At 56.4% G+C, this 14,589-nt stretch carries 11 protein-coding genes; 4 read left to right on the forward strand and 7 right to left on the reverse strand.

Annotated elements, in window-relative coordinates:
• Positions 1–150 precede the first annotated feature (150 nt).
• Complete coding sequence (gene hrpB, locus WH277_RS25940) at positions 151–2,601, forward strand: ATP-dependent helicase HrpB (RefSeq protein ID WP_339507335.1); 2,451 nt, start codon at positions 151–153, stop codon at positions 2,599–2,601.
• A gap of 79 nt (positions 2,602–2,680) precedes the next feature.
• On the opposite strand, the gene WH277_RS25945 is transcribed toward hrpB, so the two are convergent.
• From WH277_RS25945 to WH277_RS25975, 7 genes are all read right to left on the reverse strand, one after another.
• Entirely contained in the window at positions 2,681–3,373 is a 693-nt protein-coding gene (locus WH277_RS25945) for an amino acid ABC transporter permease (RefSeq protein WP_339455262.1), read from the reverse strand.
• A 19-nt stretch (positions 3,374–3,392) separates the two neighbouring features.
• Positions 3,393–4,100, reverse strand: coding sequence for an amino acid ABC transporter permease (locus tag WH277_RS25950; protein ID WP_159336913.1), 708 nt, complete (start codon positions 4,098–4,100; stop codon positions 3,393–3,395).
• A 68-nt stretch (positions 4,101–4,168) separates the two neighbouring features.
• Positions 4,169–4,996 carry a transporter substrate-binding domain-containing protein gene (locus WH277_RS25955; protein ID WP_133842220.1) on the reverse strand — a complete coding sequence of 276 codons (828 nt, stop codon included), beginning with the start codon at positions 4,994–4,996 and terminating at the stop codon, positions 4,169–4,171.
• Between the two features lie 65 nt (positions 4,997–5,061).
• Complete coding sequence (locus WH277_RS25960; RefSeq protein ID WP_339507336.1) at positions 5,062–5,754, reverse strand: amino acid ABC transporter ATP-binding protein; 693 nt, start codon at positions 5,752–5,754, stop codon at positions 5,062–5,064.
• 38 nt (positions 5,755–5,792) lie between these two features.
• Positions 5,793–6,359 (reverse strand): peroxidase-related enzyme, encoded by a 567-nt coding sequence (locus WH277_RS25965; protein WP_167863203.1) that lies wholly within the window; start codon positions 6,357–6,359, stop codon positions 5,793–5,795.
• Entirely contained in the window at positions 6,356–6,838 is a 483-nt protein-coding gene (locus WH277_RS25970; protein WP_159336915.1) for a CMD domain-containing protein, read from the reverse strand. The genes WH277_RS25965 and WH277_RS25970 overlap by 4 nt, the downstream gene beginning before the upstream one ends.
• Positions 6,835–8,298, reverse strand: a complete 1,464-nt coding sequence (locus WH277_RS25975; RefSeq protein WP_339507354.1) for an NAD(P)/FAD-dependent oxidoreductase — start codon at positions 8,296–8,298, stop codon at positions 6,835–6,837. Before WH277_RS25975 ends, WH277_RS25970 begins: the two co-directional genes overlap by 4 nt.
• 167 nt (positions 8,299–8,465) lie before the next feature.
• Between WH277_RS25975 and WH277_RS25980 the strand changes: the two genes are divergently transcribed.
• The 3 genes from WH277_RS25980 (at position 8,466) to fhuA (ending at position 14,565) form a co-directional block, all read left to right on the forward strand.
• Positions 8,466–9,428, forward strand: a complete 963-nt coding sequence (locus WH277_RS25980) for a LysR family transcriptional regulator (protein ID WP_197931242.1) — start codon at positions 8,466–8,468, stop codon at positions 9,426–9,428.
• A gap of 165 nt (positions 9,429–9,593) precedes the next feature.
• Positions 9,594–12,143 carry a bifunctional glycosyl transferase/transpeptidase gene (mrcB, locus tag WH277_RS25985; protein ID WP_339507337.1) on the forward strand — a complete coding sequence of 850 codons (2,550 nt, stop codon included), beginning with the start codon at positions 9,594–9,596 and terminating at the stop codon, positions 12,141–12,143.
• 211 nt (positions 12,144–12,354) lie between these two features.
• Positions 12,355–14,565 carry a ferrichrome porin FhuA gene (gene fhuA, locus WH277_RS25990; protein ID WP_133842213.1) on the forward strand — a complete coding sequence of 737 codons (2,211 nt, stop codon included), beginning with the start codon at positions 12,355–12,357 and terminating at the stop codon, positions 14,563–14,565.
• Positions 14,566–14,589: the final 24 nt, after the last annotated feature.

Below are 14,589 nucleotides of genomic sequence, written 5' to 3' on the forward strand. Positions count from 1 at the left end.
CACGTCAGGCTGCGTAGCGTTGCGCAGAAATGTGACAGGCAGATGAATAGGGTGGATAGTTGCAAACACGCATTGCGTCCTGCGGTCAATCCCTCGCGGGCAATGCTACAATGCCCGCAAAAATTAGACCATGTTGTTCTGGAGCAAAACGTGAGTTCATTACCCGTCAGTGTCGTATTACCTGAGCTGCTGGCCGCCTTGCAGACATCGCAGCAGGTGTTGCTGGCTGCGCCCACCGGGGCCGGGAAATCCACCTGGCTGCCGCTGCAAATCCTGCAACAGGCCGGTTTTGACGGGCGTATTCTGCTGCTTGAACCCCGCAGGCTGGCAGCACGTAATGTGGCGCAACGGCTGGCCGAACTGCTGGGGGAGGAGCCGGGTGCCACCGTGGGTTACCGTATGCGGGGTGAAAGCCGCAGCGGAAAACATACCCGCCTGGAAGTGGTGACGGAGGGGATCCTGACGCGCATGCTGCAACAGGACCCGATGCTGGACGGTGTGTCGCTGGTGATCCTCGATGAGTTCCACGAACGCAGCCTGCAAGGCGATCTGGCACTGGCGTTGCTGCTGGATGTGCAGGGGGGATTACGTGATGACCTGAAAGTACTGATCATGTCAGCGACGCTGGACAACTCACGGCTGCGCGAAAGGTTACCCGAGGCACCGTTGATCAGCTCAGAGGGGCGATCGTTTCCGGTGGAGCGCCGTTATCAGCCTTTGGCGGCCAACCTGCGTTTTGAAGAGGCGGTGGCGCGGCAGGCCAGCCAGTTATTGAATGAAGAGTCGGGTTCGATGCTGCTTTTTTTGCCCGGCGTGGCCGAAATTCAGCGCGTGCAAACGCAACTGGCCGAACGAGTCGCCAGCGACGTTGACCTCTGCCCGCTTTACGGCGCGCTGTCGCTGGCGGAACAGCGCCGGGCGATCCTGCCTTCCCCTGGCGGGCGGCGTAAAGTGGTGCTGGCGACCAATATTGCGGAAACCAGCCTGACGATTGAAGGCATTCGCCTGGTGGTGGACAGCGCTCAGGAACGTAGCGCGCAGTTTGATCTGCGCAGCGGCGTGACCGGCCTGCAAACGCAGCGCGTCAGCCAGGCATCAATGACCCAGCGCGCCGGACGTGCCGGGCGTCTGGAGCCCGGCATCTGTCTGCATCTGATTGCCCGTGAACAGGCGGAGCGTGCCGCTGCCCATAGCGAACCGGAAATCCTCAACAGCGATCTGGCTGCGCTGTGGCTCGATCTGTTGCAGTGGGGATGCCTGGAGGTCAGCCAGCTGAAGTGGCTGGATGTGCCTCCGGCGGCAGGGATTGCGGCCGCCCGACAGTTACTGCGCCAGCTGGGCGCAACCGATGATGAAGGCCGCCTGACGTCGCGCGGGCGAAAAATGGCGACGCTGGGCAGTGAGCCGCGCTTTGCTGCGCTGCTGATGGCGGCGGGGCAGGAGGCGAATGCGGTAGCTACCGCTGCGGAGCTGGTGGCGATGCTGGAGGAGCCGGTGCGCGGCAGCACGGATCTGCGTGACAGTTTTCATCGCCGCCTGCCACAGTGGCAGCGCCGCGCACGTCAGCTTCAGCAACGGTTAAACATCACCGGAGGACGGGCTGACGACGATCTTATTGCGCCGTTGCTGGCGGCGGCGTTTCCAGACCGGATTGCACGGCGGCGTGGTGTGGACGGGCGCTATCAGTTAGCGAACGGCAGCGGTGCTTCGCTCGATCGTGAAGACGGTTTAACTCGCCATGAATGGCTGATCGCCCCGGCCCTGTTGCAGGGAAACAGCCAGCCGGATGCACGTATGCTACAGGCGTTACCGCTGGATATTGAGCGTCTGGTCAGTCAGTGTCCTGAGCTGGTGCAGCAGCAGACTGAGGTTGAATGGGATGAAGAAAAAGGCACCTTGCGTGCCTGGCGGCGCGAGCAGATCGGCCAGCTGGTATTGAAATCCCAGCCGCTGGCAAAACCTGAGGAAGGTGAGCTGCATACCGCGATGCTGCGCTGGGTGCGGGCGAAAGGGTTGTCGGTGCTCAACTGGACACCGCAGGCAGAACAGCTGCGCTTACGTCTGGTGTGTGCCGCGCAATGGTTACCGGAAGGGGACTGGCCCGATGCAGAGGAGCCTGCGTTGCTGGCATCGCTGGAACAATGGCTGCTGCCGGCAATGAGCGGTGTGCGTGATGGTAAAGGATTGCGACAGCTCGATGTGACCAGCGCGCTAGCGCAGCTGCTGAGCTGGGCGCAGCGCCAGCAGCTGGACGCGGTACTGCCGACTCATTATGTCGTGCCCACCGGTAGCCGCTTACCTGTTCACTATCATCAGGATAAGCCCCCGGCGCTGGCGGTGCGTTTGCAGGAGATGTACGGCGAGGCGAAGAACCCAAGCGTGGCGAACGGACGCGTGCCGCTGGTACTGGAGCTGTTATCCCCGGCGCATCGGCCGTTGCAGATAACGCGGGACCTGGCAGCATTCTGGTCGGGTGCCTATCGGGAAGTGCAAAAAGAGATGAAAGGGCGTTATCCAAAGCATTTGTGGCCTGATGATCCCGCCAATACCCTGCCCACCAGCCGGGTGAAACGGTTTTCCCCGTCTGCAACCAAGAAGTAACTTTCCGCTGTCAGTGCGCCTGACGACAATCGCCCCGGCAACGTGCCAGGGCGATAAGCCTTTGCGAAACCCGCGATAATCAGGTTCTGATCCTGAGCCGTGCTTCCAGTTTGTCAGCCACTTTGGTGATCACCCAGGCGATCACCATATAGAACACCACCGCCACCAGGAACGCTTCAAGATAGTAATAGTTCAGTGCCGCCGTCAGCTGTGCCTGCGCAAAGATATCCACTACTTCAATGGCGAAGGCCAGCGAGAGCGCCTTCATGATCACCATAAAGGAGTTTGCCAGATCCGGGATCGCGGCAATGATCGTCTGAGGAAACAGCACGCGCCGGAACAGCTGGCCGTTGGAGTAGCCCAGCGAACGCGCGGCGTCCGACTGCCCGGTATCAAAGGAGTTCAGCGCCCCTTTGATCACTTCGGCCTGGAAGGCGGCCACGCAGGCCGTGAGCGCCACGATAACGATCACCCAGTTCGGCATGGAGTGGCCGTTATAGTCAACACCGACCAGCGATGCGCTGAAATGCAGTGCCGGAGGCAGACCGTAGTAGGCAAGGAAAATCATCACCACCATCGGCACGCCTTTAAACACCACCTTGTAACCGACAACCAGTTGTCGCAGCACCGGGATTTGTCGGTATTCGATCAGGGCAAACAGACCCCCTGCCAGCGTCGAGAAGATAAAAATCGTCACAGCCATCATCAGCGTTAATGGCACAGCGTCCATAATGCTTAAAAAATCCGGCAGCAAGACATCTAAATCAAACATGGTTAATCACCTTCTTCAGTCAGATGCTCGCCGTGAGCTTAATTCTGGACGGGGCGGTTTTCGAGGTGTAGCGAGAGAACCGACGCTCGAAGACGCGCACAATCAGCCAGGAAATCAGGCACAGCAGGGAGTAAATCACCCCCAACACCAGATAGGTGCTGAACTGATACTGGTTGTAATCCCGCTCCATCACCAGGTGCGCGGTCGCCATGATATCGGCAGCCCCGATATACATCACCAGCGCCACATTGTGGATCATGTAGATCACCGCATTGCCGTAACCCGGTAACGCAATGTGCAATGCCTGTGGCCCGGCGACGCGGGTGAGTTTTTGCCAGAAGCTGTAACCCAGGCTGTCTGCGGCATCATGCTGGCCGCGTTCAACCGCCAGCCAGGCCGGGCGAATCACCTCTGACAGATAGCCGCCGTGATACAGACTCAGCCCAACCATTGACGCCAGCGTGGGCGTGACGAAATCTTTCATATCAAACAGGGCAACAAAAACAGGCAGGCCGTAGAACGCCACGAACAGCTGCAATACCACCGGCACGCTGCGGGCATAGGAGACGTAAAGGTCGGCCAGTTGGCTGAGCACCAGTACCCTGCGAACCCTGAAGGTTGTGGCAATCAGTGCCAGCACGAAGCCAGCGATGAGCGCTACAAACATAATCGCGAGCGTTAACGGCAAGGCCGAGAGTAGCTCTGGGATCATGACGGTAAGATCCATGGTGAAACACTCCTGCTAATAATGTCGGCATTGACCGTTGACCCGGCAACGCCGGGCCATCGTCAGAGTTACTTGATGTACTTCACCACGTCTTCGCCGAACCACTTCTGCGACAGTTTGTCGAGAGTGCCATCGGCTTTCAGCGTTTTCAGCACGCCATCAATATCATCTGACAGACGCTGGTTCTCTTCTGAGCGGTGGATCAGCACGTAGGTATTGTTGATTGACACCGGCTCACTGGCTTTGATATCGAGTTTCTGTGTTTCGATAACCGTCTGCTCACCCAGGTTTGAAGGCAGGATCAGGGCATCGTACTTACCACGCTGCACTTCTTTCAGACGGTCCGGGTAAGGAATACCGGCACTGGACGCTGAGATTTTCACCGCATCGTTCGGGTTCTCTTGCTGCCACTGAGTCACAAATTTATAGACGCCACCGCCGGCAGTGACCGGAACAATTTTCTTACCCACCAGATCCTTCATGGTGTTGATGTTGCTGTCCTTGCGGCTGTAGATTTTCATCATGCTGGCCCCCATCGGGGTGGCCGGGATCAGGAACTGCTTGCTGCGTGCCGGAGCGGTGTAGAAACCGCCGGTCGCCATATCGTATTTGCCGGTGGCCAGCCCGGTTTCCTGGGCAATATCCGCGGCCCCTTCCAGCTCGAAGCGATACTGCGGAAGTTTGGCGTTAATCGCTCTCAACAGATCGGGCTCGTAGCCCTGGGGTTCATGGCCGATGGCGCCCCAGGAGAGCGGCTTAGATTCTGCAGCGGTAGCCACTTTAATAACGCGTACAGGCGTTTGTGCAGAGGCGGAACCCATGCCGGATGCCGCGATGGCGACACCGGCAAGTAATGCCAGGGTCAGACGACGGAAAGGGGTAGTGTTTGCAGGCATTGTTATTATCCTTTTAGTTAGTAGAGCGTTGTTTCGGACTGGAGGAACTGCGCGAGTCGTGGATTTTACGGCGTGTCAAAAATCTCCGTCGGGCTACCTTCCGCCGCGACAACGCCCTGATCCATAAACACGATGCGGTTTGAGACATTTTTAGCAAATTGCATCTCATGGGTGACCAGCAGCGAAGTGATCCCCGATGAAGTCACCTCTTTGATCACTTTCAGTACTTCGCCGACCAGCTCCGGGTCCAGTGAGGAGGTCGGTTCATCGAAGAGGATCACATCCGGCCGCACCGCCAGCGCACGGGCGATGCCGGTACGCTGAAGCTGCCCGCCGGAAAGCTGAGACGGATAGTGGTCGCGCTTGTCAGACAAACCGACGCGCTCCAGTTCTTCAAGGGCAATTTTACGCGCTTCATCAGCAGACTTACGCTGTACGACAATCAGCGGATCCATCACGTTCTGAATGACCGTCATGTTTTTAAACACGTTAAACTGCTGGAATACCATGGCGGTACGCAGACGGATCGCCTGAACGGCGTTTTTGTCGACGGACTGATAATCCATGCGGATTTGATCGAACGTGATGCTGCCGGATGAAGGCTTTGCCAGATAGTTAATACAGCGCAGCAGCGTGGTTTTCCCGGTGCCGCTTGGGCCAATAATCGACAGCACATCACCGCGTTTCACCGAGAGGTTCACGCCTTTCAGAATTTCTGAGCTACCGTAGGCGAGCTTAATATTGTCAAGTTCAAGCATGTTGGTCAGTTTCCTGGCACAGGTGGCGTTAAGGTGCTTCAGTTTCCGCTATCGGCGTGGCCGAGAACGTGCATCAGGCGATTTGCCCAGCCGAAGATGGAGATGGCGTGGATCAGGTCGACGATGTCGACGTCATCCATGCCAACGGATTTCAGCAGGGCGATATCTTCCGCCGTCGCTTCCGAGGGCACGGCCGACAGACGACGGGCAAAGCGGTGGATCGCCGCATCGCGTGGGCCGAGCTGCTCGGGTTTATCGAAATAGAGTGCGCTGACTACGTCGTTGCTTTTGGTCAGGTTGGCATGGCGGCGCGCATGAACCACGGCGCAGAACTTGCAGCCATTCACCATTGACGCTCCAAGCGCACCCAGTTCGCGGTCGGCATGGGGCAAACCGCCGTCAACATACATAATGGCATTGAACAGCACGGTACGGGCTACGTAGCTCTCGGGGTCGTGCGCCAGCGTGCGCACATATTCCGAGACCTTCTTATTCGATGGCGTGACCTTCATCGCTTCAATCTGCTGTGGCGTGGCTTCAGACAGCTCGACCGGAGCGATATGCGGGTGCCAGGTCAGGGGCTTCAGGGTAACGGATGGGATCATAACAACCTCATCAGGCGCAAACCGCTGGCCACTTTAGTCTGGAAATTCACGAAGGCAATCAGTTCAGATAGCGCGACGATCTGCGGATTGTTGAAGCCCGCCCCGGCCAGCCGGGCGATATCATCGGCTTTGGCTTCACCCGGAGTCAGTGTGATCCGGTCAACATGGCGAGCGAGGGTCGCCAGCGGTTCGTCGCAGACGGATGCTCCACTGGCGAAAGCCAGCAGCGTGTCGTCAGGCGTCAACGCCGCCAGCTGTGCGCTGTATTCGGCTATCAGTGCTGTATCCGCATTCAATGTGGCGATGCGCAGGGCCACCGCATGGCGCCATGCCGCAGACAGACCCTGATCGTTTTCGGGGTGCAGCACCGAGAGACGGCACAGTTCGGCCCCCTGAACAAATTCTGGGCGAAAACGCCGGGTTGCGTACAGTGCATCCTCGGCGGCAAGGCCTGCCGCCTTATCGATAGCATCAATCACAATGCGTTATCCTTTTGAAGTTGGGGAGTGGAATCAGTCCATTCATCTCCCTGGAGTTCTGGGATGTCATAAGCCATCAGGCTGGTGAAGTGTGCATCGACATCTTCAGCAAATAATGCAGCGGCAATGCCGCGCACAAGACGTTCTGTCCCGGCGCTGACCGCCGGGATATCACCGGACACCTTCCCGTGCGTCAGCATGGCGGCATCGTTAAAGCAGTGAATATTCGCCAGCATCGGGCAGGCACCCGGTACACGCTCTCGGAATTCAAACGTTGGCCCCAGGTCCGGTGACGCCAGCATGCCAGGGCGCGGTGCACCCATTTCCGGCGTGTAGCGGCCATCCGACCAGGTGCGGATATGCGGCGCTATGGCAGCAAATTCCGGGCGGCCGTTAAAGTCATTGGAAAAGCCGGTGGCGGCGATGAGAAAATCGTAATGCAGCGGACCCTGAGTGGTGTCAATGCGTAGCGCGCCCGCGTTTTCTTCAACCGCCCTGATACCGCAATCGAGCAGGAAGCGGGCATTCGCATGACGGGAAACGCGCAGGGTGGAGGAGCGTGGCGGCGGCGTCTGGGTGGTGTTGGTGTAGTCGACAAACTTCCATTTCCACGCGTCAGGCAGCAGATGCATACCGTGCACCACGCCCTGGCTGCCGATGCCGGTCATTTTGTTGATGCGTGGCATCTCTTTGCGGCGGATCAGCAGGTCAACGGAGCCGACACCGGACTCCAGTGCCGCAGCGGCATTGTCCATCGATGATGCACCCGCCCCGATCACCGCCAGGCGCTTGCCCTTCAGTGCAGCGAAATCGATATCATCGGCAGAGTGTGCCCAGAGGGCGTGGTCGACCCCTTGCAGGAAATCAGGAACGGCAAAGCCGCCCAGCCCTGAACGTCCCGTTGCCAGCACCAGATGCCGGGTATAGACCCGGCCCGTTTCTGCGCCCTCAAGATCGATAGCGATCAGATCGTCCGCTGCAGTGATGCTGGTCATGCGCACATTGTTACGCACGGGTAGCGCCAGCACCTGGCGATACCAAACCAGATAATCCATCCACTGACCTTTCGGAATTTTATCCAGCGCTTCCCAGGCTTCTGCTCCCCACTGCGCCGTGAACCAGGCACGAAAGGTCAGTTGCGGCAGGCCGAGTGCCGGGCCGTGCAGCGTTTTGGGGGATCGCAGTGTTTCCATACGGGCAAACGTTACCCACGGCCCTTCCAGCCCGGCAGGCGCGGCATCATAGGCAACGACATTGGTGATCCCGCTCAGGATCAGCTTTGCCGTGGTAGCCAGGCCGCACATACCGCTACCAATCACCACCACGTCACGCACAGCGGTACCATGGTAAACACGTGTGGGAACCCAGGGCCTGGCGGGCAGTTCCAGCAAAGACAAATCCTCAGCCAGGCGTTGTTGCAACGCGTCTAAACCGGTTTTGTTTGCACCCTTTGCTGACATCATTAAGCCCCTTTTCGTCATCTCAATGCATATAATGGATTATATGAAAAACGCATTATGAATTAGTGTGTATGCGTATTCTTAATACTAATTAATAATTAGCTTATTCAAAAATTGCACTTGATAATTATGGCTGTTGAAAAATAAAGGATTCCCGTATGCAGAACCTGGCTTCACTTAACGATCTTGACCTTCGCCAGTTACAGGCTTTCTCGGCGGTCATCTCGTCCGGCAGTGTGACGGCAGCGGCTAAAGTTCTGCAACGTTCGCAGCCTGCCGTGACCCGGCTGATCCAGGATCTGGAGAACACCCTTGGTTATCCGCTTTTTTTGCGTAACGGGCCACGTATCTACCCGACCGAGCAGGCACTGCGTCTGCATGAGTACGTTGAGACGGCGTTGACGTCGTTGCAACAGATACGCCTGCGCGCCAATGAGATCTGGAAAGAAGAAAAAACCCCGCTGCTGATTGCCGCTACGCCATCAATGTCCTCCGGCCTGCTGCCCGTGGCACTGGCGCAGGTGAATCTGGATGACTCGGTGCAAATCCTGAGTGATTCCGCAGAACAAACGGCGCACGCCATTATTACCGGCCAGGCGGAGTTGGGGATCAGCAGCCTGCCGCTGGAGCATCAGGGGGCGCAGGTTCACTGGATTGGTCAATCACGCTGCGTCATGGCGCTGAGAGAAGATGACCCGTTGGCCCAGAAAGAGCAGGTGCTGTTAACCGACTTAACGTCACGCAAGCTGATCACACCTTACAACCCGTATCGCCTGCGCAGGCGCTATGAGCAGGTATTACGTAAGGCAAAGGTCAAACCGGCGGGTGTGATTGAAACGAACTCATCGGTGAATATTCTCTCCTGCATTCGTTCGGGATTAGGCGTGGCGATTATGGAACCCGTCACCGCTTACGGTTTGCCCGTGGCAGGTGTGGTGATCAGAGAGCTGGATGTGGACATTCCTTATTACTTTGGGGTCACCACTCCGCAATCCCGCCCACCGCGTTCCAGCGTTCTGGCCTTGATCGATGCCTTGAAACAGGCGGCTACCAGCCTGCTCCCGGAGTTTATCTGCCTTGATGCGAATGAACATGCGCGTGTGATGCAGTCCCTGCATCAGGAGAATTAAGGTTTTTTGTTGCAAAGGCACAATAGATGCTCGCCAGTAATAAATGGTATTCTGTCGCGCTTGTGTGACTGCCAGAGGCTTTCAGAAGGTTCTGGTTCCGCAACTGTCGTCATACGACGAAAGTAGTCGGCCCGGCCGACGCCTGCTTCTGGAGAAATAAACAAGATGTCTGACGATCGCGAACCTATCGGGCGTAAAGGAAAACAGCCCCAGCCTGCGCGCAACAAAGCGGGGCGTGGTCGCCGCAGGGAAGAAGAATATGATGACTATGACGATCAGGATGATGAAGATCTGGATGAGGAAGAGGTAACTTCGATGCCACGTAAAGGAAAAGGGCGCGGGACGCGTAAAAAAAGAGGCTGGATAGGCTTATTGTTTAAGCTTTTCCTGATCTTCGCGGTGGTCATGGCCATTTATGGTTTCTACCTCGATTCACAGATCCGCAGCCGTATTGATGGCAAAGTCTGGCAGCTACCGGCCACGGTCTATGGCCGCATGGTCAACCTTGAGCCAGGTATGTCGTACAACAAAAAAGAGATGATCACGCTGCTGGAAGGCACACAGTATCGCGAAGTGACGCGCATGACGCGCCCGGGTGAATTTACCGTGCAGGCCAACAGCATTGAGATGATCCGTCGTCCGTTTGATTTCCCCGACAGCAAAGAGGGGCAGATCCGCGCACGTCTGAGCTTCAGCGGCGATCGGCTGAGCGATATTAAGAACCTCGACAATGGACGCAGCTTCGGCTTCTTCCGCCTCGACCCGCGTCTGATCACCATGTTGCAGTCGCCTAACGGCGAACAGCGCCTGTTTGTACCACGCGCCGGGTTCCCGGACCTGTTGGTGGATACGCTGGTGGCGACCGAAGACCGTCATTTCTATCAGCATGATGGCATCAGCCTCTATTCGATTGGCCGTGCTTTTGTCGCCAACATCACTGCCGGACGTGCAGTGCAGGGCGGAAGTACGCTGACCCAGCAGCTGGTGAAGAACTTGTTCCTCACCAACGAACGCTCGCTGTGGCGTAAAGCCAACGAAGCCTATATGGCGCTGATCATGGATGCGCGCTACAGCAAAGACCGCATTCTGGAGCTGTACCTCAATGAGGTGTATCTCGGCCAGGCAGGCAACGATCAGATCCGTGGCTTCCCGCTGGCCAGCCTCTATTACTTTGGCCGTCCCGTGGATGAGCTGAGCCTTGACCAGCAGGCACTGCTGGTGGGCATGGTGAAAGGCGCATCGCTGTATAACCCGTGGCGCAACCCGCAGTTGTCACTGGAGCGTCGTAACCTGGTGTTGCGCCTGTTGCAGCAGCAGAAGGTGATCGACCAGGAGCTTTACGACATGCTGAGTGCGCGTCCGCTTGGCGTGCAGCCGAAAGGCGGCGTGATCACCCCACAGCCAGCGTTTATGCAGATGGTGCGTAACGAGTTGCAGAGCAAACTCGGCGATAAGGTGAAGGATCTCTCCGGGGTGAAAATTTTCACCACGCTGGATTCGGTGTCGCAGGATGCTGCTGAGAAGTCAGTCGAAGAGGGGATCCCGGCGCTGCGTAAACAGCGTGGGGTCAACGATCTGGAAGCGGCGATGGTGGTGGTGGACCGCTTCAGCGGTGAAGTGCGCGCCATGGTCGGTGGTGCCGATCCACAGTTCGCGGGCTACAACCGTGCCTTGCAGGCGCGTCGTTCGATTGGTTCACTGGCAAAACCGGCGACCTATCTGACCGCGCTGAGCCAGCCGGATACCTACCGTCTGAATACCTGGCTCGCGGATAATCCGATTGCGCTGAAACAGCCTAACGGCCAGGTGTGGAAACCGCAGAACGACGACCGTCGTTACAGCGGCCAGGTGATGCTGGTGGATGCACTGACCAACTCCATGAACGTGCCGACGGTGAACCTGGGGATGACGCTCGGTCTGCCGCAGGTGGTGGATACCTGGACCAAGCTGGGTGTACCGAAAGATCAGCTGAATCCGGTGCCGGCGATGTTACTGGGTGCACTGAACCTGACACCGATTGAAGTGGCACAGGCTTTCCAGACTATCGCCAGCGGCGGCAGCCGTGCGCCGCTGTCGGCCGTACGTTCCGTGATTGCTGAAGATGGTAGCGTGCTGTATCAGAGCTTCCCGCAGGCCGAACGTGCCGTTCCGGCGCAGGGGGCTTACCTGACGCTCTACAGCATGCAGCAGGTGGTGGATCACGGTACGGCGCGTGCGCTTGGGGCTAAGTATCCGAAAGCGACGCTGGCAGGCAAAACCGGCACCACCAACAATCAGGTAGATACCTGGTTTGCCGGGATCGATGGCAAAGAAGTCGCCATCACCTGGGTGGGTCGTGATAACAACCAGCCGACCAAACTGTATGGTTCCAGCGGGGCGATGCAGCTGTATCGTCGTTATCTGGAAATGCAGGCGCCGATGCCGTTAACTCTCACGCCACCAGAAGATATTGCACTGATGAACGTCGATTCTGCCGGTAACTTTGTCTGCGGTAGTGCCAGCAGCAGCTGGCGTAGCCTGCCGGTCTGGACCACGGATGCTAACGCCCTGTGCCAGCAGCAACAGCAGCAGGTTCAGCAGCAGCAACAGATGTTGCAGCAGCAGAATCAACAGCAGAATCAGCAACAGAATCAGCAACAAGGGCAGCAACCGCAGAATCAGCAAAAGGAAGGCGATGGTGTGGCTGGTTGGATCAAAGATATGTTTGGTCAGTAGCCTTCATTGTTATCTGAATGAAAAAGCCGGGAAACCGGCTTTTTTTTTGGCTTTTTTCCGCGCCAGGTCAATGCCCATGCCGCTTGTGTGGCAGATCATGTGGGGCGTTTTTCCTTGCAGAACTGACTTTGTTTCGCATATTATCCGAGCGTTATAATAATAATTATCGTTTCGTTTCACATTCAACAATCCTTGTTCAGAGAAAAGCTAAATGGCCAATGTGCGCGATTTATCCACTGATTTTACACACCTGAAAACAGCAAAACGACAACTGGCGGCGCTGGTCGCTCTCTCACTCACCAGTGGTGCAGCCTTTGCTGCCGCTGAGCAGACGATTAATGTCACGGCGGATGCTGGCAGTGCGCCGCAGGAAAGTGCCTGGGGCCCGGCCCCGACCATTGCGGCAAAACACAGCGCCACCGGCACCAAAACCGATACACCGATTGAGAAGAATCCGCAGTCTGTGTCTGTTATCACCAGCCAGGAAATGCAAACACATCAGCCTTTGTCAGTAAAAGAAGCGCTGGGTTATACCACCGGAGTGATGGTAGGTAACCGCGGTGCGTCAAACGTGATTGATGCATTATCCATTCGTGGTTTTAGTGAAACGAATACCAATCAGTATCTCAATGGCCTGAAATTACAGGGTGATAACTACTCCGAATTTGCTGTTGACCCTTATTTCCTGGAACGCGTTGAACTGATGCGCGGGCCAACGTCTGTGCTGTATGGAAAAAGTAACCCGGGTGGCATTGTATCGATGGTGAGCAAGCGCCCAACCACCGAAACTCTGCGTGAAGTCCAGTTCCAGATGGGGACCGATAACCTGTTTTCTACCGGCTTTGATTTCGGAGGCGCTCTGGATGACAACGGCGAGTTCTCTTACCGCTTAACGGGTCTGGCACGCAGCGCAGATGCGCAGCAGCAGATGAATAAAGAGAAGCGTTATACCATCGCGCCATCTTTCAGCTGGCAACCGGATGAGAATACCCATTTCACCTTCCTGAGCTACTTCCAGAATGAACCGGAAACCGGTTATTACGGCTGGTTACCGCGTGAAGGCACGGTCGTGCCCATTACGGATGCCAACGGCAATCAGCACAAGCTACCAACCGATTTTGATGAGGGTGAAGACAGCAATAAAATCTCCCGCAACACCAAAATGATCGGTTACAGCTTCGATCATGCGTTCAATGATACCTGGACCGTACGTCAGAACCTGCGTTATGCGCAGATGCGTACCAATTACTTGAGCATTTATGGCAACGGCCTGAATACCGCTAACAACACTATCGATCGCGGTTACGCGCATTCACAGGAAAAGCTGAATCAGTTTGCGGTTGATACCCAGGCCCAGGCGAAGTTTGCTACTGGTCAGGTGGATCACACTCTGCTGATGGGCGTGGATTATCAGCGTTCACGCAATGATATTGATGCGATTTTTGGCGCCGCCGCTCCGCTGGATGCGTTGAATCCCGTGTACGGGAACGATCAGCCAACCGCGCTTTATAATCCTTATCAATATCTGAATAAGCAGGAACAAACCGGTCTGTATGCGCAGGACCAAATGGAGTGGGATCGTTGGGTGCTGACGCTGGGTGGACGCTATGACTACCTGACCATGTCGGCGTTTGACCGTAATGCCAGTGAAAACAAAACCCACGACCAGGCCTTTACCTGGCGCGGCGGGGTGAACTATGTCTTCGATAATGGTATTGCACCTTATTTCAGCTACAGCGAGTCGTTTATTCCCAACACCGGAACAACAATTGGTGGTGAGACGTTCACACCTTCCCGTGCCAAGCAGTATGAAGCGGGCGTGAAATACGTACCGAAAGATCGTCCTATTGTGCTGACTGGGGCGATTTACCAGTTGACCAAAAATAACAACCTGATGGGTGACCCGACAGCGCCACTGTTTAGTGTACAGGGCGGGGAGATTCGTTCCCGTGGGTTCGAGTTTGAAGCCAAAGCCGCAGTCAATGCCAACATCAACGTGACTGCGTCATACAGCTATACCGATGCTGAATATACAGAAGACAATTACCTGCGTGGAAAAACACCAGTGCAGGTGCCTAAACATATGGCATCACTGTGGGGCGACTACACATTCAATGAAAGTGCCTTATCTGGCCTGACGCTGGGCACGGGCTTGCGCTACGTGGGTGAGAGTAAAGGTCTGTATCGTCATCAGGCGAGTAATGGCGATAACCAGGATCAGAATTTTGATGTTGCCGGTTATACGCTGGTTGATGCCGTCGTGAAATACGATCTGGCACGCTTTGGTCTTCCGGGATCATCGGTCGGTATTAACGTCAACAACTTGTTTGACCGTGAGTATGTTGCCAGCTGTTATCGTGAACATGCCTGCTACTGGGGCGCAGAGCGTCAGATTGTCGGTACTGCCACCTTCCGTTTCTAAATATCTATCCGGGCGCGGTTCGCC

Source organism: Erwinia sp. MYb416 (genome assembly GCF_037479575.1).
GTDB classification, from domain to species: Bacteria; Pseudomonadota; Gammaproteobacteria; order Enterobacterales; family Enterobacteriaceae; genus Erwinia; species Erwinia rhapontici.